This window comes from Enterococcus mediterraneensis, assembly GCF_900604485.1.
Taxonomy (GTDB): Bacteria; Bacillota; Bacilli; order Lactobacillales; family Enterococcaceae; genus Enterococcus_C; species Enterococcus_C mediterraneensis.
Genome location: NZ_UWOP01000001.1, coordinates 356,668 through 379,417, shown reverse-complemented (window position 1 = coordinate 379,417; position 22,750 = coordinate 356,668). Strand labels below are relative to the sequence as shown.

Annotated in this window: 18 protein-coding genes; 14 read left to right on the top strand and 4 right to left on the bottom strand. The window is 36.5% G+C overall.

All coding sequences use genetic code 11. The annotated features are described in order from the left end of the window. Positions 1–38 precede the first annotated feature (38 nt). Entirely contained in the window at positions 39–2,570 is a 2,532-nt protein-coding gene (locus EFB00_RS01770; RefSeq protein WP_122645225.1) for a DUF5776 domain-containing protein, read from the bottom strand. A 211-nt stretch (positions 2,571–2,781) separates the two neighbouring features. On the opposite strand from EFB00_RS01770, the gene EFB00_RS01765 reads away from it, so the two are divergent. The 9 genes from EFB00_RS01765 to EFB00_RS01725 all read left to right on the top strand — a co-directional run bounded on the left by EFB00_RS01765 (position 2,782) and on the right by EFB00_RS01725 (position 13,183). After that, positions 2,782–5,307 carry a glycosyltransferase gene (locus EFB00_RS01765; RefSeq protein WP_122645224.1) on the top strand — a complete coding sequence of 842 codons (2,526 nt, stop codon included), beginning with the start codon at positions 2,782–2,784 and terminating at the stop codon, positions 5,305–5,307. Positions 5,308–5,405: 98 nt separating this feature from the next. Beyond that, complete coding sequence (locus EFB00_RS01760; RefSeq protein ID WP_122645223.1) at positions 5,406–7,361, top strand: DUF5776 domain-containing protein; 1,956 nt, start codon at positions 5,406–5,408, stop codon at positions 7,359–7,361. A gap of 109 nt (positions 7,362–7,470) precedes the next feature. After that, complete coding sequence (gene mltG / locus EFB00_RS01755; RefSeq protein ID WP_122645222.1) at positions 7,471–8,823, top strand: endolytic transglycosylase MltG; 1,353 nt, start codon at positions 7,471–7,473, stop codon at positions 8,821–8,823. A 113-nt stretch (positions 8,824–8,936) separates the two neighbouring features. Further along, a complete protein-coding gene (gene greA / locus EFB00_RS01750) occupies positions 8,937–9,419 on the top strand; it encodes a transcription elongation factor GreA (RefSeq protein ID WP_122645221.1) in 483 nt (160 codons plus the stop codon). A gap of 258 nt (positions 9,420–9,677) precedes the next feature. Then, positions 9,678–10,406, top strand: coding sequence for a cell wall-active antibiotics response protein LiaF (gene liaF, locus EFB00_RS01745; RefSeq protein WP_122645220.1), 729 nt, complete (start codon positions 9,678–9,680; stop codon positions 10,404–10,406). Further along, positions 10,403–11,497: a sensor histidine kinase gene (locus EFB00_RS01740; protein WP_122645219.1), complete on the top strand. Its 1,095-nt coding sequence runs from the start codon at positions 10,403–10,405 to the stop codon at positions 11,495–11,497. Before liaF ends, EFB00_RS01740 begins: the two co-directional genes overlap by 4 nt. Further along, a complete protein-coding gene (locus EFB00_RS01735; protein ID WP_122645218.1) occupies positions 11,475–12,104 on the top strand; it encodes a response regulator transcription factor in 630 nt (209 codons plus the stop codon). The genes EFB00_RS01740 and EFB00_RS01735 overlap by 23 nt, the downstream gene beginning before the upstream one ends. An 80-nt stretch (positions 12,105–12,184) precedes the next feature. Beyond that, positions 12,185–12,850: a potassium channel family protein gene (locus EFB00_RS01730; RefSeq protein WP_122645217.1), complete on the top strand. Its 666-nt coding sequence runs from the start codon at positions 12,185–12,187 to the stop codon at positions 12,848–12,850. A gap of 15 nt (positions 12,851–12,865) precedes the next feature. After that, positions 12,866–13,183, top strand: coding sequence for a HesB/YadR/YfhF family protein (locus EFB00_RS01725; protein WP_122645216.1), 318 nt, complete (start codon positions 12,866–12,868; stop codon positions 13,181–13,183). Positions 13,184–13,224: 41 nt separating this feature from the next. Here EFB00_RS01725 and EFB00_RS01720 read toward each other — a convergent pair whose 3' ends face one another. Next, positions 13,225–15,651: an LTA synthase family protein gene (locus tag EFB00_RS01720; protein ID WP_164709411.1), complete on the bottom strand. Its 2,427-nt coding sequence runs from the start codon at positions 15,649–15,651 to the stop codon at positions 13,225–13,227. Between the two features lie 585 nt (positions 15,652–16,236). On the opposite strand from EFB00_RS01720, the gene EFB00_RS01715 reads away from it, so the two are divergent. Together EFB00_RS01715 and EFB00_RS01710 are read left to right on the top strand one after the other, a co-directional pair. Next, a complete protein-coding gene (locus tag EFB00_RS01715; protein ID WP_122645214.1) occupies positions 16,237–17,973 on the top strand; it encodes a YfhO family protein in 1,737 nt (578 codons plus the stop codon). Then, on the top strand, positions 17,973–18,914 hold the full coding sequence (locus EFB00_RS01710; RefSeq protein ID WP_122645213.1) for a glycosyltransferase family 2 protein: 942 nt from the start codon (positions 17,973–17,975) through the stop codon (positions 18,912–18,914). Before EFB00_RS01715 ends, EFB00_RS01710 begins: the two co-directional genes overlap by 1 nt. A 61-nt stretch (positions 18,915–18,975) precedes the next feature. On the opposite strand, the gene EFB00_RS01705 is transcribed toward EFB00_RS01710, so the two are convergent. Then, a complete protein-coding gene (locus EFB00_RS01705) occupies positions 18,976–19,926 on the bottom strand; it encodes a phosphoglycerate dehydrogenase (protein ID WP_122645212.1) in 951 nt (316 codons plus the stop codon). 122 nt (positions 19,927–20,048) lie between these two features. After that, positions 20,049–20,849: a DUF1189 domain-containing protein gene (locus EFB00_RS01700; protein WP_122645211.1), complete on the bottom strand. Its 801-nt coding sequence runs from the start codon at positions 20,847–20,849 to the stop codon at positions 20,049–20,051. Positions 20,850–20,999: 150 nt separating this feature from the next. Between EFB00_RS01700 and EFB00_RS01695 the strand changes: the two genes are divergently transcribed. The 3 genes from EFB00_RS01695 to EFB00_RS01685 all read left to right on the top strand — a co-directional run bounded on the left by EFB00_RS01695 (position 21,000) and on the right by EFB00_RS01685 (position 22,713). Continuing rightward, the gene (locus tag EFB00_RS01695; RefSeq protein ID WP_122645210.1) at positions 21,000–21,452 is read left to right on the top strand and encodes a GtrA family protein; all 453 of its coding nucleotides are present in this window, start codon (positions 21,000–21,002) and stop codon (positions 21,450–21,452) included. An 81-nt stretch (positions 21,453–21,533) separates the two neighbouring features. Continuing rightward, a complete protein-coding gene (locus EFB00_RS01690) occupies positions 21,534–22,142 on the top strand; it encodes a superoxide dismutase (RefSeq protein WP_122645209.1) in 609 nt (202 codons plus the stop codon). 85 nt (positions 22,143–22,227) lie between these two features. After that, positions 22,228–22,713 (top strand): GNAT family N-acetyltransferase, encoded by a 486-nt coding sequence (locus tag EFB00_RS01685; RefSeq protein WP_122645208.1) that lies wholly within the window; start codon positions 22,228–22,230, stop codon positions 22,711–22,713. Positions 22,714–22,750 lie beyond the last annotated feature (37 nt).

The window sequence follows — 22,750 nt, the reverse complement described above, 5'->3', positions numbered from 1 at the left end:
TGTTTTTCTAAATCTATTCAAAAATTTATCGGCTTCAATCAGATCGCTAACGCAAAGTTTCGAAGTTTGTAGGACCGTTCAAATTTATTGGCATCGATCCAATAGATACCGCGATAAGGATCAACGATATGGTATTGACCACCTTTACCGTTATTGAAATAGCGATAGCCGTCTACAGTAACAACATGTTGATTCAACAATCCGTTTCCGCTGAAATTAGGGAAGTAATGCCAGTTGGCCGCTTTGAAATCTTGCTTGATAGGATCATAGGAAGTCACATAAGCTGCAACTGTATTTCCAGATGCGATTTCTTTACGTATCGCGGCTGGCGAAGCCCCAGAGATATTTCGTACACTGCTAGAGTATTTTTTAACAAACGTCGTCAGCGGCACTGGGAAAATCATCTGATGAACAGGCGGATTATAATCTTTTGGATATTTAAAAGGACTTCCAGCGTAGCCTAAGTTAGGATTAACACTGGTTTTGGGTGTTAATTCCATAAAACGTCTAAGAGTAACATTTGTCGCTTTTCCTTTATAGCGCAGGGATTGATAAGTTGCGGCTAAAACACATCCCATCGGCGCACCAACAGACATTTGCATGTAGTTTGGCGCATTGTGATTGAAATATTCATTGCTGCTTGTGCTGGTGACATATTTTTTATTGGCTGTTAGATAACCATAAGGCGTTTTGATTCTCGGAATACCGGTAGCTGTTAATTCAATTCCGGACACTGCTACGATCGATCCTGTACGCAATTTATTCCGCTTAGTTGAAGAACTGAATGTCAATGAACTGTAATAGTAATCATTGACTTTTAATTTGATTTGTTTTGGTGCAGAAGTATAGTAATTCTTGCTGTCTAAAGTAAATTTTTCAACGATCGACTTATTTGTAGTCAAATATCCTTTGGCAGTTTTAAAACGAGGATATCCTGAAGAAGTGTATGTGATGCCAGTGATCTTGATGACATTTCCTTTTTTCAGCTGAGTTTTTCTCTGATTACTTTTTAAATCTGCAGTCTGATACGTATAATCAGTTTTTTTCATTTTTACGTAACCGACATTACTTGTATAGTAATTGCTATAGTTATTCACTAATTTTTGAACGATGGATTTATTGGCAGTCAGATATCCGCCGGAGACCATCAATCGTGGGTAACCGGCATTGGAGTAACGAATACCTTGTATTTTTACAATACTGCCGGAAGCGTATGTTTTTGTCGTTTTGGTACTATCGGAAAATTCGACGGATTTATACACTACATCTTTTTTCTTTAAGACGACTTGACCGGGATTAGTGGAATAGTATTGATCGATTTTTGAAGTAGGTTCAACGACGATCGATTTATTGGCGGTTAAATACCCGCGGCTTGTTTTGAATCTAGGAACGCCTGTTGATGAAAACGCTAGTCCAGTGATCGCCACCGTGTCACCAGCATTGATCGTGATATTTGTCTTGGTTCCTTCATTGAATGCTGTACTGGTATAGAGGATGTCTTTTTTCTTGAGAGCGACCTTTTTTACCGGTTTTGTGTAATAATTGCTGTAATTATCAACGACCTTTTGGACGATAGAACGATTGGCTGATAGAAATCCGCCATTGACGACAAGTCGAGGATAACCGGAAGAGGAATATTGGATCCCGTTGACCTTGACTACATCACCTGTTTTTACCGTTTTAGATGTTTTATTATTAAAATCCGCGTCACTGTAAATAACATCATTTTTTAGAAGAACCACCTGATTTGGTTTTTCTGTGTAGTAGTTGTCGATAGTCGCCGGCACTTGAACAGCGATACTCTTATCAGCTGTAATAAAACCTTTGTCTGTTTTGAAAAAGATTTGCCCATCTGAGGAGAAGTCGATCGATGTGGGTTTCAAAATAGTTCCGGTACTTAAAGTCACTGCACTGCTAAAAGGACGGATACTCGAGTATGCGGATGTAGCTTGGGAGAGCCGAACTGCAGAAACTGGAGTGGAATAAAAAGAAGAAATATTCCCTTGAAGAGCCACAACAGTTTCTTTTGCGGCCGTTAAGTATAATCCGCTTTCAGTTTTAAGGACCGGAATACCTTCAATCATTTCCAATGAACTGATTTTAACGATAGAACCAATGGATAATGGTTCTGCAATTGTGGCTTCTGCAAGGTCTGCTGAATGATTCAGATAAGTTTCTTTGATAATACCAACTTGTTTTGGAACGGAGGAAAGATAGTTTTCTAAATTTTTTTCTGCAGTGGTGGTTGTTGTACTAGGATTTTTCTCAATGATTTTTGATGAACTGGTGGTTGTCTCCGATGTTTCAGAACTTTGTGTATTTTCTGGAGCAGTACTGGATGATGCGGTACTGGAATCGATTGTTTGATTTGAATCAATTGCTTCAGACTGAGAACTTTCTTCGGTTTGCTCTTCCGATGAATCGGAACTTTCTGTTACGGTTTGCTGGATGTTTGTATCGGTTGTATCTGTGCTATTTGTCGCTGCATAAACGGGCATGCCAATCGGAAAGACAGGTAATAATAGCAAAAGACAACTGATGAGTGATGCCGCTTTCTTTTTTCTTTTCATTAAAAAGACTCCCTTCTTACTATAATCTATTATAGCATGAGTATAAATTTTACAACCAATCTCATACAATAATTTTTAAGGCATAGTCCTGAAAAACAGCATCTTAAATCTTTTTTTGTAAATTAACATGTATCTAAAAGTATGATACAATGACGATTGAACTGTATAAATAATACTAAAATATTTAAGAATGTGAGACGTGAGTGTTTAGATGGAAAAGCAATTAGTGACTAAGGTCAATCAGTTTTTTATGACACCTTTAAAAGAATACATACATAAAAAGAGAGTGCGGCAGAATTCTTTGTACTTTCACTATGTTAAAACTAAAAGTGTAGTAGAGAATTCTTTTTTATTTGAATCCTACCATGCTGTAAATTTGACAGGAAATGTGTATGCAATATTTAAAGAGTTGATACGGCAAAACCATTCTGGGAAGTTCTATTGGGTAACAGTGGATGTAAACGATCCGATGATTCCTTTTATTAAGAAGATGCATAAGGATACGAAATTTGTAAAATATGAAAGCAGAGAATATTACAAACTGTTAGCAAGTTGTAAGTTTTTGATTAATGATACTTCGTTTATGCCGTATTTCGTAAAAAAAGCCGGTCAAATTTATATTAATACATGGCATGGAACACCCTTAAAGACTTTGGGATTAGATATTAAAAATGCAAGTTTATCGGCTCATAAAAACATTCAGAGAAATCTTTTACACACTGACTTATTATTAATGCCAAATACATTTACAGCTGAAAAACTGTTGGAGAGTCACCAACTAGACGGTATTTATAAAGGAGATATTTCAGTAACCGGTAACGCGCGAGTAGACGCTATTTTTGGCGATGATACTGTTTTTAGAGAAAAATATAATCTACCAAAAAATAAAAAGATAATTCTTTTTGCTCCTACTTGGAAAAAAGATTTAAATGAAACAACTGATGAGGATATTCAGTTATTAGTCGATCAAGTAGAAACCATACAAAAAAGTATAGGTGATGGATATAAAGTATTTTTAAAAGCTCATTATTTTATTTATGATAAATTTGTTGAGCTGGGTTATGGTGATAGAATCATACCAAATTGGGTCGACACTAATGAATTACTTTCTTGTGTAGATAAACTTATAACTGATTATTCAAGTATCTTTTTTGATTTTTTACCATTAAAACGGCCGATTTATTTTTATATTCCAGATAAAGATTCCTACGATCGAACACGCGGTTTCTATCTTCCAATCAATGAGATACCAGGCTTTTTAAGTGAAAGTCTAGATGAAATTATAGAGAAGTTACAAATGGATAACGATGAATACTTATTGGAGCATAAAGATAAGATCGATAACTTTTTGAATTCCTTCTGTTATCTAGATGATGGACAAGCTGCTAAACGAAGTGTTGAAGCAATTCTAGAAAAAGGAAACGAAAGAAAAGAAAAGACTAGTAATTCTGACAAAAAAATCATCCTAGCGTATGGCGGCGGTTTTTATAATAACGGGATTACTAATTCATTGATCAATTTAAGTACATTTATTGATTATGAGAAGTATGAATTGATTATTCTAGAGTCTGATAGAATGAGTAATGAAAAAGAGAATAATCTAAAAAAATTAGATCCACGATGTAAAGTTATCTATCGGTTTTCGTATTCTTTCAGAACTCTGCGCGACACTTATAATCAAAATATGTTTTACCGACAAGGCTATGATTCTAAATTTATTAACCTAAAAAAATTAAAAGAGCAGTTTGTCTTTGAGTTTAAACGGGTTATGGGGAATATCACTCCTGATATAGTCATTGACTTTGGTGGTTATAATAAAACTTTTACTTCATTATTGGCATTTTCAGATTCTCCTAAAAAAATAATGTTTTTGCATAATATAATGCTTGAAGAATTTAATAAACAAGTAAAAGGCAAGTATAAGCATAGATGGAATTTAAAAATAATTTTTAGCACGTATAGATTATTTGACAAAATAATTTCTGTTTCAGAAAGTGCTTGTGAACAAAATAGGCATGATCTAAAACGTTTTGTATCAGATGATTCAAAATTTGATTATATAAATAATTTAATTAACGGAAAAGAAATATTAGAGAAAAAAGATGTTTATAAAAAAATAAATGATGGGAAGATGATCTTATCAAGCATTGATAACACGTATCGTGTGCCGTTCGAAGAAAAAGTCAATCTTTTTGGAATACAAACAATCAGTGCACTTGTACCTCCAAATCCTAGTAACATTAATTTTATAAACGTTGCACGTCTATCTCCAGAAAAAAATCAGAAAACATTGATAAAAGCATTTGCTCGATTATATAAGGAAAACAAAAATGTCAGACTAATGCTTGTAGGTGACGGTCCATTATTAAACGAAATAACTTCTCTTATACTTGAATATGGTTTAACAGATGTTGTTACATTGTATGGCTTTGTTGATAATCCTATTCCTATTGTAAATATGGCTGATTGCTTTGTTTTTTCTTCTAATTATGAAGGACAAGGTATTGCTCTTATAGAAGGTATGATTCTTGGAAAACACGTCATTGGAACAAACGTATCAGGGATAAAAAGCGTTTTGAAAGATCATCCTGATTCACTTGTTGAAAATAGCGTAGATGGATTATACGAAGGAATGAAAAACTTTATAGATGGAAAACTTCCTGCTTCCTCATTTGATTATGTGCAATATAATAAGGAAACGATGCAAAAATTTTACAGTATCGTTTGCGAAGGGTAAAATTATAGTAAGCAGTCAATACTAAGAAATATTGACTGCTTATTTTAATTAATGGTGTTTAGTTATCTGATTAGCTTAATTATGAAAAGGAGTCTAAAATGAAAAAAAAGTGTTTCGGTTTCATTCTAGTTGCGATGTTTCTGTGTAGCCCCAAAGCATTTGCTGAGGGAATAGGAGACAGTGGTTCTGACGAAAGTACATATCCCGCTAGTGAAAAAATTAGTCAAGCAACAGTAAGTAATTCAACTGCAATTGAAAGCAGCACATCAGCCAATGAAAGCAGTACTCTAAATGATGAAAGCAGTTCAACGGAGTCGAGTGTTGAAACCAAAGAATCGGTAGAATCGTCTACGCAAAGCACAGAAAAACAAAATGAAACTTCATCATCCCAGAAAAGTTATGAACTTTCTTTAAATGCTTTTCCATCAGATGAAGGACGTTCGGATCTGTATGAAGTAGTCAAACCGCCTGTTCAAAGAACCGCACGGACGGCTGTGTTATCGATTCCAGATATACCTCATGACTCGACGAATACACCTACAAAGGATTTCATTGATATATCTTCTCACAATGGAATAATCAGTGTAGCAAATTTTCGAATGATGAAAAACTTCGGAGTAAAAGCAGTTGTAGTGAAATTGACAGAATACACGACGTATAGAAACGAATATGCAAAAGTTCAAATAGCAAATGCGCAAGCCGCTGGATTATTGGTACATGCGTATCACTATAGTTGGTTTACATCAACTGCCGAAGCAATCAAAGAAGCGGATTATTTTGCGAAATTTGCTGCGGAATTGAAGCTTCCCAAATCTACTGTTATGGTCAACGATATTGAAGAACCAAAAATAAAAGATAATAAAAATCATACGCAGAATTCCCAGGCATTTGCCAATCGTTTAAACCAACTGGGGTATTCGAACGTTCAGCATTATATTGGACTTAATTGGATCAATGAAGGACGGATCAATGCAAAAACATTAGGTGAAAAAAACGTTTGGATCGCAGCATATCCATATAACCCAACAAAAACTCAGCTTTACACAGCCTATGGAGCATGGCAATGGACATCGCGTGTTTTTTATCCAGGGATAGCCAGTACATTTGACATGTCATCTGATTATGCCAAAAAATTTACTACTCAACCACAAACGGCGACATATTATCAAACGAACCCAGGATATGTCACTATGAAAAAAGATGATTATATTTATTTAAGTACTGATTTTTCAACAAAAAATAGAGGTAGGAAAATTTCTAAAACGGATGTCTTTAAAGTTGAAGGAATCGAGCGAACAAGTGGCGGAACACCGAGGTTAAAAATTTCCGAGGGATACTTGACTGCAAATACAGCCTACGTTAATAAAATAACGTCTAAATATCAAAATTATCTCTATAAAGGAACCTCTACAGGCTATATATATCTAAAGAAGGCTGATTACTCCTACACTTCGACTGACTTTAAAACGACGAAGACTCGTTATGCTGGAGGAACGCCTCTTAAAATCACGGGATTGGCTTATTCGGCGGACGGCTATCCGCGGTTCAAACTTTCTGATGGAAGCTACATTTCGACTAATAAAAATATCGTCGGCGTATTGACAGCTAATTACAATACCTACTATCTTACAAATCCTTCTTTTGTTTGTTTGAAGAAAGATGACTACTATTATAAAGATCTTTCATTTAAAGAACGTGGGACAGCTGTAAAGAAAGGAACCGTTGTGAAAGTTACAGGAATCGAATACACAGCTTCTTCTGGTGTTCCGCGTCTAGTAACTTCTAAAGGTTATCTGACCGCTAACAAAAATTATGTAGCAAAAATTACCTCTAAATATGCAAATTATTATACAAATGTTAAAAAAGTAAAATTCTTAAAAGATGATTATTATTACACATCTACTAACTTTGTAAGTCAAAATCGCTCAACAAAAATTAAAAAAGGCCAAGTCGTTACAGTGACAGGAACTGACTTTGATGCAAATGGATATCCTAGATTAAAAACTGCAAATGGTTATATAACGGCAAATAAAGCTTATGTAAGAGAACAATAACAACTTAAAGAATGAAAACAAGTTTAATCTTTTTTAAACTTGTTCCCCTCCTCCAAACTTTCGTGTATAATAGTACGAGTTAGTAGCACGAAAGTAAGGAGGAGTTGTTTTGTCTAAGCAACATCCAGAAGAGGAAACATTTAAGGAAAAAATAATGAACTCTCTGAATAATCCAGATCCTAGAATCGCTGCAGAACCTCTAGATAACTCCGAAAAGGAAAATATTATGTCGAAAAATACAAATCAGAGCGATCAAACTGAATCAGTAGGTTCGCGAAGAAGTTCAAAATCAGCAAGCTCAAAAAAAGAGCCGAAAGTGTCAAAAACTGCAAAAAAAGAAGAATCATTGAATGATCCTACCGATGTGAAAAAGCGTAAGGCTATGAAAAATCGGGAAGATCGGATCGTTAACAAAATTGTAACCGTTGTTGTGATCTCGTTACTGCTTATTGGCGGTATTCTCGGATTTTCTGCCTATCGGTATGTATCTTCCAGCTTAAAACCATTGGATCCTGATAGTTCGAAACAGGTCGAAGTAGAGATTCCAAGCGGGTCATCTAACAAGCGGATCGGCGAGATTCTGGAAGATAACAAAGTGATCAAGAGCGGAATGGTCTTCAATTATTTTACGAAATTCAATAATCTTACTGGGTTCCAAGCCGGAAATTATCACTTTTCCCCGGATATGACGTTAGATGAAATCAGTAAAACATTGCAACAAGGCGGAATCGGTTCTGCCGGTGTCGATGCGAAGCTGACGATTCCTGAAGGTTTTGACATTGATCAAATCGGCGATGCTATTGCAAAATCAACAAAGATCAAAAAATCCGAGTTCATCGATTTGATGGAAGATCAGTCATTCTTTGATGAATTGCATAAGCAGTATCCAGAATTGCTGGATAGCGCTGCTAAGGCAGAAAACGTTCGCTATCGCTTAGAAGGGTACCTTTTCCCAGCAACCTATGACTACTTTAAAGGAACCTCATTAAAAGAGATCGTGACACAGATGGTAGATAAAACCAATAGTGTGATGACGCCATACTTTGAAGAAATCAAGCAAAAAAATATGAGTGTGCAAGAAGTACTGACATTGGCTTCTTTAGTAGAAAAAGAAGGAGTCAAAGAAGACGACCGCAAAAACATCGCTCAAGTCTTCTTTAATCGCTTAGATGCCGGTATGCCGCTGCAATCGGATATTTCGATCTTATATGCTCTGGGTGAGCATAAAGAAGTAGTGTCCATTAAAGAAACGCAAGTCGATTCTCCGTATAATCTATATACAAACAGCGGGTATGGACCTGGACCATTCAACAGTCCTAGTGAAGCGTCTATCGAAGCTGTGATGGAACCTAAGTCCAATAATTATTATTATTTCGTAGCGGACATCAAAACCGGTGAAGTTTATTTTGCGCAGACTTACGAAGAGCACATGGTATTAGTGGAAAAATATGTAAATAATTAATAGATTAGATTGTTTACATTTATTAAAAAGCATGGTAATCTTTTGTGGACTTATTCGCAAAAGATTACCTTTTGTGATTTTTTTAGATAACGATGTAAAAGGAGATTATTAGCATGGTAGAAAAAGTTTATCCAATGACAGTAGAAGGAAAACAAAAATTAGAGCAAGAACTAGAGGAATTAAAAACAGTGAAGCGAGGCGAGATCATCGAACGGATCAAAGTTGCCCGCAGTTTCGGAGACCTATCCGAAAACTCTGAATATGAATCAGCAAAAGATGAACAAGCATTTGTGGAAGGACGGATCACGACATTAGAAAATATGATTCGTTTTGCGCAAATTATCGATAATGATGGCGTGGATGAAGATGAAGTATCTATCGGTAAAGTCGTAAAATTCATCGAACTTCCTGATGGGGAAGAAGAAGAATATACGATCGTCGGTAGTGCAGAAGCAGATCCATTTTCAGGTAAGATCTCTAATGATTCACCGATCGCTCGTGCTTTGATCGGTAAAAAAATCAATGATGAAGTAACGATCGCTACACCAGGCGGCGATATGCTGGTGAAAATCGTTGAAGTAGCACAATCAAAATAAAGCAGTATGCTGAAACTGTGGTATAGATAACTGCAGAAAATATCCGAACTATAGTTGAGTGAAGTCAGTCGCTGAAAAATTGCGGCACGGGACTGTGAAAATGCAGGAACGTTCTCGCTAGAGTTCGGATATTTTACTGTCTAACTTATATGTTTTATCGATTTTATTTTGCTTTGTGACAGGTTTCGGTCCCCAGACCGATTTTATTTGTAAAAAACTAAGGTATGATAAAGTAGAACTAGGATAGGAGGTGGATGTATGAACAATCCATGGCGTTTTTTTATAGTAGTAGAGGCCTTGCTGTTTTTATTTGCAATTTGGCAGATTTTGAGTAATCCACCATTGCTGATGCTGCTTTTATTTGGTATTTTCAGTATCTATGTGGTTACGACCCGTAAGCAAAAAACTAATTTTTATAATTTTTTACTGATTATTGGTTGTTTAGCGATTTTTATCAGCTTATTAAATAGTCCCGCTTTATGGATCATGCTCATTTTCGCAATCCTATTTATTGGTCTGAAAGGGTTCGAAGTGTCTGGTATCGACCTGACAAAGAATGCTTTTTGGCGAAAAAAACAGATGATCATTGTTGAAACTGATGAGCCGCATCATCATCAAGCAAGAACCAAGCAACAATGGTTCGGTAATGAGCGGATCGGCAATCAAGTATATGAGTGGGATGATATCAATGTCAACATTCTGTATGGAGATACGATCATTGATCTTGGGAATACGATTTTGCCTAAGAAAGATAATATTGTGCTTATCCGAAAAGGTTTCGGTCGTACGAGGATCTTAGTCCCTTCAGGAGTCGGTGTGATGCTGGAACATGCAACAATTATCGGTGAAGTCAATTTTGAAGGCGAAAAAAATGCGTTGCGAAATGAAAGTTTAAAAATATACAGCGAAGACTATGATGAAAACACACGACGGATCAAGATCATCACAAATACACTGTTTGGCGATATCGAGGTGATCCGTGTATGACAGCGAAAATAACGAAAAGCATGTTGTCGCTTTATATTGGCAGTACAGCGTTTCTGATTCAAGGTTTTCTTTATTTTTTATTTGTATACGCCAGTGAACAAAAAAATTGGTGGTCAGCGGCGTTTCAAATGAGGATTTTTTATATACCGATTATTTTTTATATTCTGATGATCTCTATTGGTATCGGCGGTCTTTCTTATTTACTGATCAGTGTTTTCCGGAAAAGCTTGTATAGCGGTGTAGAGGAAAAACTGCGTCTGCTTGCAAACGGCAATTATGAAAGTTCGCTTTTTTCTGAAGAAATTCCTCATTCAAAGGATAATCGATATATCGAAGAGATCGACAAAGATATCTCGAAGGTCTCAAACAAGATGAAAGAGATCTCAACAGAATTACAGGTTTTGAATAGTCGGCCGCAATTTGTCGATGGACAGACTAAAGAAGAAATCTTAGAATTGGAACGTCATCGGCTGGCTCGCGAACTTCACGATTCAGTTTCTCAGCAATTATTCGCAGCGATGATGATGATGTCGGCATTGAATGAACAAGCAGAAAAAACTCAGGCACCAGAAGCTCAGCGAAAGCAGTTGGCGATGGTCTCTGATATCATCAACGCCTCCCAGTCAGAGATGCGGGCGTTATTATTGCATTTACGTCCGGTTTCTTTAGAAGGAAAAAGTTTAAAACAAGGTATCGAGCAATTATTAAAAGAATTACAAACGAAAATAAAAATTTCTTTGAAATGGGAAATAGCGGATATCCAATTATCGGCAGCTATTGAAGATCAACTTTTTCGAGTGATCCAAGAATTACTTTCCAATACATTGCGTCACGCGAAAGCGAAAGAATTGGAAGTTTATCTGCATCAAGTTGAGAAAAATGTTTTGCTGCGAGTGATCGACGATGGCGTCGGATTTAATCCCAGTGAGCAAAAGGCCGGCAGTTATGGCTTGATGAATATCAGAGAGCGTGTAAACGGTGTAGGCGGAACAGTTAAGATCATCAGTTTTAAAGGTCAAGGGACAAGTGTGGAGATCAAGATTCCGCTTTTAAAGGAGGTTATTGCAAATGATACGAGTATTGCTCGTTGACGATCATGAAATGGTGCGTTTAGGCGTATCTTCTTATCTTTCGATCCAAGAAGATATTGAAGTTGTTGGTGAAGCTGAGAACGGACAGGTCGGCTATGAAAAAGCGTTGGCGCTACGACCAGACGTCATTTTGATGGATCTGGTAATGGATGTGATGGATGGTATCGAATCAACAAAAGCTATCTTAAAAGACTGGCCAACAGCAAAAATAATTATTGTTACCAGTTTTATCGATGACGAAAAAGTCTATCCTGCGATTGAAGCAGGAGCAGCAGGTTATATGCTGAAAACTTCTACCGCACATGAAATTGCTGAAGCGATTCGAGCAACACAGCGAGGAGAAAGAGTACTAGAACCGGAAGTCACTACTAAAATGATGGAACGGATGACCCGACGGACACCGATTCTTCATGAGGATCTCACCAATCGCGAACGCGAGATTTTGATGTTGATCTCACAAGGAAAAAGCAATCAAGAAATCGCTGATGAATTGTTCATTACGCTTAAAACGGTCAAAACCCATGTTTCAAATATTTTATCAAAGCTGGAAGTCGAAGATCGTACACAGGCTGCGATCTATGCGTTTAAACACGGTTTAGTGAAATAAAAAAAAGACCTCTCCATAGTCAGATGGAGAGGTCTTTGATATACTGGTAATGTTAATAAGGCGTTTACAAGGAGAGAAAAATGAAACAAAATTTTGCAATCATCGGTTTAGGCAGATTCGGCGGCAGTATCTGTCGGACACTGATCGAAGCTGGTCAAGAAGTATTAGCCATTGACAACAATGAAGATCGTGTCAATGAGTATATGAATATCGCCACACATGCTGTCGTAGGGAACGCCCAAGATGAAATGACATTAAAATCTTTGGGGATTCGTAATTTCGACCATGTGATCGTAGCGATCGGTGAAGATATCCAGGCAAGTATTTTAGTAACCTTGATGGTGAAAGAGATGGGCGTACCAAAAGTGCTTGCAAAAGCTCAGAATGAATACCATGCTCGTGTTTTGGAAAAAATCGGGGCAGACCGTGTCGTCCATCCTGAACGAGATATGGGGATTCGTATCGCCCATAACTTAGTTTCTAAAAATATCTTGGATTATGTTGAACTTTCTGATGATTATTCATTGGCTGAGATTCGAGTGTCAAATCCTAAGTTTTTCAACAAGACACTTTTAGAATTGAATTTCCGGCAGCGTTTTGGGTTGACAGTAGTGGGAATTCGCCGCGTGGGAGGAAAAGTGGTTGTTTCACCAACCGCCGATGAAATCGTACAAGAAAACGACAATCTCTTAGTGATTGGCGAAACCAGCGACGTGGATATTCTTGATGAAAAAATGAATGATTAGAACGGAGCGATAGTAGTGAAACTAACAGTCACACCAAAAGCAATAGAATGGTTCAAAAAAGAAATGGACTTAGATAAAGAAATGGGTATCCGTTTCTATGGAAAAGTTTACGGCAAAACACAAGTACATGAGGGTTTTTCTGTAGGGATGTCTGTCGATACACCAAATCAGACGATCGTTCAAGAAACGATTGAAGGTATCTTATTTTTCATTGATGAGGCAGATGAATGGTTCTTCAAGGGATATGATTTGATCGTTGACTATGATGAGAAACTAGACGAGCCTAAATATCGTTTTGAAGAAAACGGAGAAGCAAATAATCAAAATGCATAGATCAAAAAGCAGCTGACTAATTTAGTCAGCTGCTTTTTTGTTTATTTTGGAATGGCAAAGAAATCTTTGGAGAGGTAGTTTTTTCCAGTGGTGATATCATACTGGATCAAACGATAATCATTTAATAATTCTCGTTGTTCTTTTGTCAAATCTTTATCAGAGATAGGATTGCCAGCTTCATCAATTATTTTTTGCAGCTCCATTGCGGGTAATTTTTCACTTACTTTCGTTAATAAAGCATAGTATGGAGATACCTTTTGATTGATCTGAGCCATCATCATCGGCGTGAACATATTAGGTGTTGCAACTTTACGGTCAATAATTTGTTGTGATGCCTGATTTCGATAGATAAAGTAATCTGTCAGGTGCAATTTTGTATCAGCATTTTTCTGGGATAAAAATTCACCATCATAGATTGCTGGCAAATGATCACCATAAAAGACAACAGTTACAGGTTTATCCATTTGATTGATCGCAGAAATGAACGTTTTCAAAGCTTCATCAGAATAATGGATTCCTTGAGAATAGGTTTCTACTTGCTGTTTACTTCTTTCTGTCAAATCACCATTGACTTTGATTGTATTGTCGAAAGTTCCGTTATTATATGGCATATGATTTTGCATCGTAGTAAGCTGTATAAACAAATCTCCATTAGATTGGCTGATATGATCAAGTGTCTCATTAAATACTGCCTCATCTGAAATATATTTGGAATTATCTTTTTTCTCTTGATTCTTTATTGGATAATCTTTATTTCCTAGATGATAAAAAGCATCAAATTTCATTTTCTCAAATGCTTGATCTCTGCGATAAGTGGCAGCAGTATAAGGATGGATCGCGATACTTTTTGAAAATAGCTGATTGATCGTAAAGAGATGATCTCTTTTAGGGACAACAAATAAATATGGTGTCGTCATTGCTGGATCAAAGTTATCCATAGACAGGCTAGTTAAAGCTTCAAACTCGATATTGGCAGTGCCTCCGCCGTACCCCATGCTGAACATCTCACCTGAGGTCGTTTGTTTCATAAGGCTTCTTGTAAAAGGAATCGGATCTGGTGTCAATGAAATCGTCGGCAATTTGCTAGAATCGGAAAAACTTTCACTCAGAATATAGATGACAGTTTCATTTTTGAACGCATCCGTGCGATCTTTATTTAACTGTACGGCTTCATCCTGATATTTTTTTTCTAATTTGGCAATTTCGTTTTGAGAATAGTCCTCTGGTTCTCGCATGGCTTTCACATTTGTCAGACTGGCAAATGCCAATAAATGACCATTTCGGTTGGCGTTAAAAAGAAGACTTTCGGGATGAGGAACAAAGTTTGCTTTTTCTAATATTTGTGCAATTGGGTTTTCCTTATTGCCATATTTAAAATTGGCAGCAACACTCGAGACGTACCCTAGAAAAATAATTGGCACAATCAGTAAGAATAATCGAACAGGTAAACGGAATATTTTTCCCTGCTTGGTTTTTCTATGAAGGACAATTGCTGCAATGATCAATAGGATAAAGAGTCCAATAAGTAAAAGAACAGTTCGTATACCGATCATACCGACAATTTCTGGAAGAGCAGCGTAGTTTGATAAATCAATGGGAGTAATCGGCTCATTACGATAAAGAATTTTTTCATAATTAGCAAATCCATAGATAAGGGTCACAACCAAAAAGAAAATATTCCCGTACCAAAAGCGATTGAACAATACTAGACATAAGATATAGACAAAGGCAAGCAACACCAGATTTAGCAGCATCAGGTAAAAACTTCGTTGGTACCAAGAGAATACAGCTTCAGTATCAAAACCGTTCATGAAAAGATTTAAGATATAGTTCATGAGGATAACCAATAAATAGCCTACCCAAGCAACTGAGGAACCAGAAATATCTTGATCATAGAGATCTTCCCAGAAGTGTTTATTAAGCAAGGAACAAAGAAATATAAAAAAAGTAGTGATGATACAGATAAGTGAAAGACTTCCTATCAATGATAACAAACGGGTATGCTCTGCAAGCATTGTATTAAAAATGGTTTTGATCGTTAGTAAAACAAGAGGATTAGCTGCAATCAAAAGGCTGTCCAAAAAAATTGACGTATTTTTAAATCCAGCTGAAAAGTACTTAGTTACCATTAGATAAAAAAGAACGATAGTGGCTCCTATAATTACGGGTAGTGGAGTCAATAAAAAGCTGTTTATAAAACCTGTTGAAAATAAAAGTCCTTTTTCTGTTGCAAAAGGAAGTAAAGTTGTTCTCAGGAAAAAGACATAAAATAAAGCACTCACTGCTGTAAGTAATGCTATCACAAAAGATACCTTGATTTTTTCTGCCGAGATCTTTCTCAATAAAATGCCAAAAAGATATACCATTGATGGATAAAAAATCTGACTTAAAAAAACTAGTGCTGACAAGTGATCGGCAATTAATGCGATTTGAGAAAAGAGAAAGAGAACAAAAACGATCAGTATCAATGAACGATTCGAAATCTTTGTTCCCAGATAATCTAAGAATGGGAATAGCAGGATGACGAAAAACAATCCAGTTAATAAAGGATAATTACTTGTCAAAAAAGGAAAAACAGTAGGAACTATTTTTTCGGTAGGAAAAGGAATCACCCCAAGAGACAACGCAGTCAAAAAGAGAACAAGTGAGTTAAAGAGATTTCTAAAAAGAATAGAAAAAATCTCAAATTTTGTATGGATCCTTGACTGATAAGTAAACCCTAACGAAAGCAGAAGCAAAGGCAGACCTATCGTTCCGAACAGCTGGATGATTTTGATTCCTGTTTTTCCTAATTCGCCCACTGTATAGGTACCATCTGCTAAGTTAGTGAGTAGGAGAGTAAAGAAAAAAAGAAAAAGTCCTAAAAAAGACGACAATGACAGAAAATTAAAATAAGTTGTTTTTTTATGCATATATTTTCCTCCAATCAAACCACTTTATTATATCAGATTGTCAAGGAGGTTTGTCAGAAAAAATGTATTTCATTTTTCATATTTGCTTTCTTATGTACAGCGTGATAAACTCGAAAATATGAAGATTTGAGAGGTGTAGTTGTGGAGATTTCAAGGGTTCAGTTGAGAAAAAAAGTTACAGATAAACTCACAGGAAAAAAGGTTTTAGGGATTGTTTTATTTTTTTTGGCATTATCATTTATTTATATATTGCCATATTTTCCATGGGACGCATTGGCGTTTACTAAAGGTCAAGATGGCAGATTTCAATTGTCAAGAATAGATGAGCTCTATCAGCAACTGAGACAAGGTCCGTTCATAACCTATATTTCGTTGCACACTTTTTCTGAGATCGGTTATGGTGTAAACTTTTTTTACCCTTTCTTGATGCTGATTCCAGCTGCTTTGATTCGATTGCTAGTTTCCAATCCTTTTCAAGCTTATTATCTATTTATTGCGGCTTACACATTCGCAACTTTTTTGATTGCATTCTTTTGTATGCATGATTTTAGTAAGAATATCCGCCAATCAATTATATTCAGTGTTATTTACGGATTTGCTGGTTTTAGAGCTATTGATGTTTTTAGTAGAAATGCTCTTGGAGAAGCAATAGCTATTACTTTTTTACCACTCGTATTTTTAGGATTCTATCATATACTGTACGGTGATCGATCCAAATGGTATTTACTAGCGGTCGGTATGGCATTACTCATAAATACTCATTTGCTGACTGTTTTTATGACAGCTCTTATTTTTTTGATTATTTTATTACCATCTTTGTTTTTTATCACTGATTTTTTCAAGAGATTGCAAGCGGGATTTAAAAGTGTATTACTGACGATTTTACTGAGCTTGAATTTTTTTGTTCCATTTCTAGATCAATATCTTTATACAAAAATGGTTGGAGTTACTAAATTTGATGTAACAGAGAAATCTTATCCGCTTTGGACACAGCTTCAAAATTCTTTTTCCGGTACTTATGAAGCATGGTATGATTCATACAATCTAGGAACAATAATTATCATTCTTACTTTATTGGGGCTGTTCTTATATTTCAAGGTTACTTTGAAGTATCGATTGACATTGTTTTTAGGCCTTTTTGCATTGATTTTATCAACATCGGCTTTTCCTTGGGAGTGGTTTAAAGAAACTCCCATTGCAATCGTACAATTTCCGTGGCGCTTTTTAGTATTTGCTACCTTCTTTTTTGCCATCTATTCCAGTGGAGCGGTAGAAGCCTTTTTAAGTAGTTTCCGTTCAAAAGATTTGGCTACTATCTTGAGTGCTTTTTTGATTTTATCAGCTATTTTTATTCATGGAATACGTTCGAGTGATTTGAAACACATAAATGAAGCACATCAAGGTACGCATCTATATTATGACTTAAACGAAGAAAATTTTGATGATGTACTTCGAGGGTATCTTAATAGAGACTACTTACCGAAGAAAAGTGAAAAAGAGTTCCGCTCTATTTATCGAGATGAAATTTTTGTTGATGGGCAGAAATCTTCTGATATCAAAAAAACGATCAAACCGCGAGCATACAATTTTGCGTTCAATTTGGAAAAAACAAGTACAGTTGATTTTCCCATGTTGATTTATAAAAACATGTGGGTATATGATAATGGCAAACCGATTCCTTGGGAGACTTCTGAACGAGGTACTGTCCAAGTCAAACTGGACAAAGGGAAGCACAGTGTTTCGATTGGTAATTCCTTTACAACAGTTTATAAAATAGCCTGGCTCGTCTCAGGAGTATCATGGTTTGTTTTACTTTTAATTATACTAAAGAAAAATCATGGTAAACGATCAAAATTAGAGATGGAGGTAAATAGATAATGTTGTCTATTATCGTACCTTGTTATAACGAAGAAGAATCAATTCCGTATTTTTTAGAGGAAGTGAATAAAGTAAAAAGTAAACTCCATCATGAACTGGAATTTATCTTTATCAACGATGGTTCACAAGATAATACACTTGAAGTCCTGCGACAAATGCATCAACGCTATCCGAGTGAGCTTAGATATATTTCATTTTCAAGAAACTTTGGGAAAGAAGCTGCTTTATATGCAGGATTACAAGCGGCAAAGGGTGACCTTGTCACTGTTATGGATGCTGATTTGCAAGACCCGCCTGATTTGCTTCCAGAAATGGTCCGCTTGATCGAGACTGAAAACTATGATTGCATAGGTACCCGGAGAGCTGATCGAGAAGGAGAGCCGGTTGTGCGGAGTTTCTTTGCTCGTGCATTTTATAAGATCGTCAATAAAATCGGAGAAACAGAAATGGTGGATGGTGCTAGAGATTTTCGATTAATGACTCGGCAAATGGTGGATGCGATTTTGGAATTGACGGAGTATAACCGCTTTTCAAAAGGAATCTTTAGTTGGGTGGGCTTTGACACAAAATACATCTCTTACGAAAACCGTGAACGAGTAGCAGGGGAAACTTCATGGTCTTTCTGGAAACTTTTCAAGTATTCTATCGACGGAATCATCAATTTCTCTGATGCGCCATTAAATATCGCGTCATTTATTGGTGCCATTTCGTGTTTCGGATCTGGTATCGCGTTGCTCTTTATTATTGTACGGGCGCTGTTGTTTGGTGATCCTACCAGCGGATGGCCGTCACTAGTTTCGATTTTACTTTTTGTTGGCGGATTACAGTTGCTTTGCCTTGGGATCATTGGTAAATATATCGGGAAGATTTTCTTAGAAACGAAAAAACGTCCACAATTTATCGTGAAAGAGACCGAAAAAAACGTTAAACGAGAAATTTAGATCATAAGAGAAAACTGTTCTGAGGTTTAGTCGAACAACTAAAACCCAGAACAGTTTTTTTTTAGTATCCTTTATTCAAAACGACTTCGTTTCTGATCAATGAGTTAGAAGTAACGTAACTTCTGAGGTTCTCTGTGAAAATTTCCATAAAGGCACGTTGGAAATGGGGAGTGATTCCTGCAATATGCGGAGTGATCAAAACATTTGGTAACTGCCATAAAGGATGATCTTTAGGCAAAGGTTCTTCTTCAAAAACATCAAGTGCAGCAAAATCCAGCTGTTTTGTCTGAAGGGCGTGGGTGATCGCATCTGTATCAACACTGGCTCCGCGTCCGACATTGATAAATGCGGCAGTCTTTTTCATTGAAGCAAAGAATTTTGCATCGAATAGGTGGGTCGTCTCCTCAGTCAACGGAAGAATATTAATGATAAAGTCTGCTTTGGGGATTTCTTCTGAGAGCTGTCCCATTGTATATGTCTCATGGAAACCTTTTGCTGGATGCCCGCTAGTGTTGATACCTACTGGTTGAGCACCCAGAAGTGTCAGTGTTTGAGCCAATCTCTGACCGATATGTCCGGTACCCAAAATCAAAAAACGCTGTTCTGCTAGATAACTATAGCGAATATCCGGCATATCCCATTGTTTTTTTTGCTGATTTTGGATCGCATGATGGATATTTCTTGTCTTAATAAGAATCATTGCCAAGATATGTTCAGTAATAGACTGGGAATGGATACCGCTTCCATTAGATAATAGAATATTTTTTTCTTGAAACTCTTGCAATGGCAAATAGTCAACGCCGGCAGAGATTGCCTGGACCCATTTCAGTTGTTTGGCAACATCCCCTGATAATGCAGATTGCCATTTTTTGGACCACCCAATTGTGATTTCGACATCTTCCCAAGAAAAGTTCTCTTCAGCGATTTTGAATTGATAGTCTGGAGCAATCCGCTCGATTTGAGCGATAAATTCCGGACGAAATATTCGTGTGGACAAGATAATTTTTGACATAACTAGTATCCTCCTTTTCTTTAGTCTAACAAAACAAAAGAAAAAAAGCATTTTACTGCCTTTGTTTTGGAATAGTGATCTTACTTTCCAAAAACGTGAAGGAGAAAAATACTTTTTTGACTTTATTTTTGCGGCCGGGTGTTGCTTCGTACCATTTGGATATAGATGAACAAGCCGCCTAACATGATAAATGTGCTGGAATCAAAGGTGGTGAAAAAGGAAAGTACCGCCGCGATAATGACAGGCAAGGTTACAGCAAAGGTCACGATTTTCAGATTCTCAAAAAATCTGAGCGGCAAACGTCTTAGTTTTGAGAAAATCGTTGCGCCGATCGTTGTTATTAAAACTGTGAGAATCAGTTCCAAGAACATTGAATACAATGCGATAATAAATGCTAATCCATACAGCCACCAAGGAAGCCGATTTTGTTGCAGCACGTTCCGGATTTGTGTATCATTTAATGACTGCAGTGTATCATCTTGATAAGGCAGCACAAGTTGGCTGTCACCAAATAATTCACTTGCCAGTCCGGATGAGGGAAGGACCACCACTAATTCGTCTTTTAAAAGACCGATGCTCAGAAAATTGCCGATCATATCAGTTGAAATATCCTCTGCGGACCGTTTTCCTTCAGGATCGAAAGTGAAGATGATCGAATCTGTTTGATAAATGAAGCCTTTTGTCGGCCTATCAGGAGTCAATCTGTCGTTTTGGATCGTAAAATCCGGTATTTTTTCAGCTATTGCTTGCCCGTCTGTCTGGATTTTTGTTAGTGTTTTTGACAGGTGAAAAGTGATCGGAATCGCGAGAAACGCGCTTAATAGGACCAGATAACCGATGATTTTGATAAATGAGATTCTTCTTGCTTGTTCCAATTCTTTAAAACGAAACAATGAACTTTTAAATAATTTAAAAACTGTCATTGGGAAACTCCTTCTTACGCTCTAGACTCTTTCGCTATTGTAACGAAGCTGTTGAAATAAAACAAGCTGTAACGAGAAATTAAACGAAGCGGGTAGTCTTTTTACCATTTTTTCGATATGATAATAAGGAACTATAAAAGGAGCATGGGCATGAGATTATTTTTTTGGTTTAAAGAACAACTGACAAAAAGAGGGCTTTGGGAGATTTTTATGTATCTTTTCTATGGCGGGCTGACTACATTAGTCAATTTTGTCGTCTATTTTGTGTTTAAAGATGTCTTCCATATGTACTACTTATACGCAAATATATTTTCGTGGATCGCTTCTGTTTTATTTGCTTTTGTTACCAATAAACTATGGGTTTTTCATTCAAAAACAGAAACGATTTCTGAATTGATCATAGAGTTCGCAAAGTTTGTTTTTTATCGACTAGTATCTTTTGTAATGGATATGGGCAGCATGTATTTGCTGATCGGCATCTTGCATTCTGGTGATTTTTTAGCGAAGCTGATCACACAAATTTTAGTCGTTGTAGCTAATTATGTTTTCAGCAAACTATTTATTTTCAAAAAGAAAGTTATAGTGGAAAAGACAGACGAATGACAAAGCAAATTAATTGAACAAATCTCCTAATTTTGATAGTGTTTACAGTGTAAAGACTATTATTTTAGGAGGCTTTTTTTTATGACTTATAAATTACCAGAACTACCTTATGATTACAATGCATTGGAACCTTACATCGACGAAGAAACGATGCATTTGCACCATGACAAGCATCATAACACCTATGTAACAAATTTGAATGCAGCGATCGAAAAACATCCTGAATTAGGCGAAAAAACAGTTGAAGAATTGATCTCTGACATGAATGCAGTACCAGAAGATATCAAAACTGCTGTTCAAAATAACGGCGGTGGTCACGCAAACCACACATTTTTCTGGGAAATCATGGCACCAAATGCTGGCGGCGAACCAACAGGCGCAATCAAAGATGCGATCAATGAAGCATTCGGCGATTTTGATTCATTCAAAGAAGAATTCAAGACAGCTGCAGCAGGCCGCTTCGGTTCTGGTTGGGCATGGTTGGTGTTGGACGGCGGAAAATTAGCCATCACTTCAACACCAAATCAAGATTCTCCATTAATGGAAGGCAAGACACCAATTTTAGGTTTAGACGTTTGGGAACATGCATATTACTTGAAATATAAAAATGTCCGCCCAGACTACATTGCAGCATTTTGGAATGTTGTAAATTGGGAAAAAGTCAACGAACATTTTGAAAATGCTAAATAATTGAGTATGATAGGACTGTGGATTCATCATATCTGGTTTTTGACTGGATTTGGTGAACTGCAGTCTTTTTTGTTTGGAGGGAATAATGATTTTAACGATCACTGAAATAAAACGACCAGAAGAAGTTGCTGAACTTTTTCCTATTGTCAAAAAAATCTGGAGCGAAGTGTTTACGCCGATCATCGGTGAAAAACAAGTTGCCTATATGCTGGAGCATTATCAGTCAGAAAAAAATATCAATGAAGAAATCGCAAAAGGTGTCCGCTACTTTTCACTGAACATAGACGAAAAAATCGTCGGCTATATTGCTCATGAAGTGCGTTCAGATACCATATTTATCAGTAAACTATACATTGATAAAGATCACCGGGGACAAGGCTTGATGTCACAAGTATTCGATTGGTATGATCAACTTTCTGAGACATTGAATCGGAAACAACAGTTGAAAGTCAATCAGAAAAATCAAGAGGCGATCGCTGTCTATCAGCACCGAGGCTTTACGATCAAAGAAGAAGTTTACGCTGAGATCGGTGAAGGGTTTGTAATGGATGATTTTCTGCTAGAAAAATAGTTTGCGACCGTTTTCATTTTTTTGTATAATGAAGAAG

Excerpts from the sequence above, each read along its gene's own strand:
- EFB00_RS01735 (WP_122645218.1), top strand. The coding sequence starts at position 11,475 with ATGATACGAGTATTGCTCGTTGACGATCATGAAATGGTGCGTTTAGGC.
- EFB00_RS01695 (WP_122645210.1), top strand. The coding sequence starts at position 21,000 with ATGAGATTATTTTTTTGGTTTAAAGAACAACTGACAAAAAGAGGGCTT.
- EFB00_RS01740 (WP_122645219.1), top strand. The coding sequence starts at position 10,403 with ATGACAGCGAAAATAACGAAAAGCATGTTGTCGCTTTATATTGGCAGT.
- greA (WP_122645221.1), top strand. The coding sequence starts at position 8,937 with ATGGTAGAAAAAGTTTATCCAATGACAGTAGAAGGAAAACAAAAATTA.
- liaF (WP_122645220.1), top strand. The coding sequence starts at position 9,678 with ATGAACAATCCATGGCGTTTTTTTATAGTAGTAGAGGCCTTGCTGTTT.
- EFB00_RS01710 (WP_122645213.1), top strand. The coding sequence starts at position 17,973 with ATGTTGTCTATTATCGTACCTTGTTATAACGAAGAAGAATCAATTCCG.
- EFB00_RS01765 (WP_122645224.1), top strand. The coding sequence starts at position 2,782 with ATGGAAAAGCAATTAGTGACTAAGGTCAATCAGTTTTTTATGACACCT.
- EFB00_RS01690 (WP_122645209.1), top strand. The coding sequence starts at position 21,534 with ATGACTTATAAATTACCAGAACTACCTTATGATTACAATGCATTGGAA.
- EFB00_RS01700 (WP_122645211.1), bottom strand. The coding sequence starts at position 20,849 with ATGACAGTTTTTAAATTATTTAAAAGTTCATTGTTTCGTTTTAAAGAA.
- EFB00_RS01705 (WP_122645212.1), bottom strand. The coding sequence starts at position 19,926 with ATGTCAAAAATTATCTTGTCCACACGAATATTTCGTCCGGAATTTATC.
- EFB00_RS01730 (WP_122645217.1), top strand. The coding sequence starts at position 12,185 with ATGAAACAAAATTTTGCAATCATCGGTTTAGGCAGATTCGGCGGCAGT.
- EFB00_RS01770 (WP_122645225.1), bottom strand. The coding sequence starts at position 2,570 with ATGAAAAGAAAAAAGAAAGCGGCATCACTCATCAGTTGTCTTTTGCTA.
- EFB00_RS01760 (WP_122645223.1), top strand. The coding sequence starts at position 5,406 with ATGAAAAAAAAGTGTTTCGGTTTCATTCTAGTTGCGATGTTTCTGTGT.
- EFB00_RS01685 (WP_122645208.1), top strand. The coding sequence starts at position 22,228 with ATGATTTTAACGATCACTGAAATAAAACGACCAGAAGAAGTTGCTGAA.